The organism is Paenibacillus terrae (assembly GCF_000943545.1).
Classification (GTDB): domain Bacteria; phylum Bacillota; class Bacilli; order Paenibacillales; family Paenibacillaceae; genus Paenibacillus; species Paenibacillus terrae_A.
This window is the reverse complement of record NZ_JTHP01000156.1, coordinates 1-2064: the sequence shown is the minus strand read 5'-3', so window position 1 is coordinate 2064 and position 2064 is coordinate 1. Positions and strand designations below refer to the sequence as shown.

The window sequence follows — 2064 nt, the reverse complement described above, 5'->3', positions numbered from 1 at the left end:
TGACATTAGGCTTAATATTGATGTTGAATACGATCTTATAGCAGTGGCGCAATACCACGTAAATGAAAATGGAGGGAACAGAGGGAAAATAAATCAAACACTTATTGATGAGTTCACTAAAGATGCTGAGATTACTGATAACCATAAAATACTATCCAGGTTACCTATAGGTACATATTGGACAACTAATTACGATACTTTAATTGAGGAAGCATTGAAGAATGAGGAAAAGAGAATAGACGCAAAAATAACTATTGAGAATTTAGCACATACGAAACCTAATAATGATGCTATTATCTACAAAATGCACGGTGATATTTCACTTCCTCATGAAGCTGTGTTAACCAAAGACGATTATGAGAATTACAACAGCAAAAGACAATTATTCACAACGGCTTTGCAAGGAGATTTAGTTTCAAAGACGTTATTGTTTATTGGGTTCAGCTTTGATGACCCTAACTTGGGATATATATTAAGTCGCATAAGAATCTTGTTGGAAAAAAATCAACGAACTCATTACTGTTTTATGAAAAAAGTACATCGAAACGATTTCAAAGATGAGTCTGAATTTCAGTATGCTGAAATTCAGCAAACACTAAAAGTTAACGATTTAAGGCGTTATAGTATAAAAGTCTTGTTGGTAAATCAGTATGAGGACATTACCGCTATACTAGAAAAATTGGAGCAACAATATAAAAGGAGAAACATATTTGTTTCAGGAAGCGCTTCTAATTACGGGAGTTGGGGGGAAAGGCGTTGTTTTGAGTTTTCGAGCAATCTTAGCAAAGCGATTATTAATAATGGTAATAATATTGTTACAGGTTTTGGCATAGGAGTAGGAAGCTGTGTGATTTCAGGAGCATTAGAGGAGGTTTATAAAAAGCGAAATCAACGGGTAGAAGATAGGCTAATATCAAGGCCTTTTCCTCAAAATACAACTGGAAAAATTCCATTAAAAGAATTGTGGACAAGGCATCGTAATAACATGATTCAGAGTGTTGGAATTTCTGTTTTTATTTTTGGAAATAAGGTTGGTGATACATCAGGTGAGATTATAGAAGCTAACGGTATGATAGAAGAGTTTGAGATAAGCTTGAGGCTTGGGGTAATACCTATCCCAATAGGAGCGACTGGCTTTACCGCCAGAAAGATATGGGAAGCTGTTATGAAAGACTTTGAGCAAATTGTTCTTGATACAAGTTTGAAAGGGAAGTATGAACTGCTGGGGGATGAAAGTCAACCGGATGAAGTATTAATACGTAATGTAATTGAAATTATAAACGAACTTGAGAAAAGAAAAAATGATATAAAGGGGAATAAAGATGGCGCGAAAAACATTCATTTCCTATAAATACAGCGAAGCGCAAGGGACAAGAGATAAGATTATTGGCGCTCTCGGAATGGATGCTCGCTACTACCATGGAGAAACTAGTACATCACCGAATTTGACAGATAGAAAGACAGAGACAATTAAGAACCATCTAAAAAAAATGATTTTTGATACTTCGGTGACCATAGTTGTTATATCTCCGAATATGAAGCTGAGTAATTGGATTAATTGGGAAATTGAATATTCCTTGAGAGAAACAACTAGAGAAGACAGAACTTCTAGAAGTAACGGGATTGTGGGTGTAATCCAAAAGGATTATTATTTCGGTGGCTATGGATGGATTCTTAATTCGATTAGAAAACCAGATGGATGCAGTTCAAGGAGCATTGATGAAAGTAAGTTATATGATATTATTATCAAAAATCGAACAAATCTTAAGAATCCTATATATGCATGTCCGACTTGCCAAAGTGTGGATTCTTTGAATGGTTCATATATATCCTTAGTAACCGAAGATGATTTTATCTCAAATCCTAATCAGTATATTGAAAATGCTTACGAGAAAAGTAAAAAAATTAATGTATTTAATATTACAAAACAAATTAATGCTCAAAAAAATTGGTGGTCTTCTTTTTTATAAATATCATAACGAAATTGAAAATTGTTTTATCTAGAGTTTGTTCATAGAGGAGCCATAGTTTTATTCATAAATTCTTAAAATCCAGTCGTCGTGT

2 protein-coding genes are annotated in these 2064 nt (G+C 33.9%); both read left to right on the top strand.

Translation table 11 applies throughout. The annotated features are described in order from the left end of the window. Positions 1 to 1351, top strand: a 1351-nt coding sequence (locus QD47_RS29350) for an SIR2 family protein (protein ID WP_044649448.1), incomplete at its 5' end; no start/stop codon positions are given. Then, positions 1323 to 1970: a TIR domain-containing protein gene (locus QD47_RS29345; RefSeq protein WP_044649447.1), complete on the top strand. Its 648-nt coding sequence runs from the start codon at positions 1323 to 1325 to the stop codon at positions 1968 to 1970. The genes QD47_RS29350 and QD47_RS29345, both read left to right, overlap by 29 nt. Positions 1971 to 2064 lie beyond the last annotated feature (94 nt).

Excerpts from the sequence above, each read along its gene's own strand:
- QD47_RS29345 (WP_044649447.1), top strand. The coding sequence starts at position 1,323 with ATGGCGCGAAAAACATTCATTTCCTATAAATACAGCGAAGCGCAAGGG.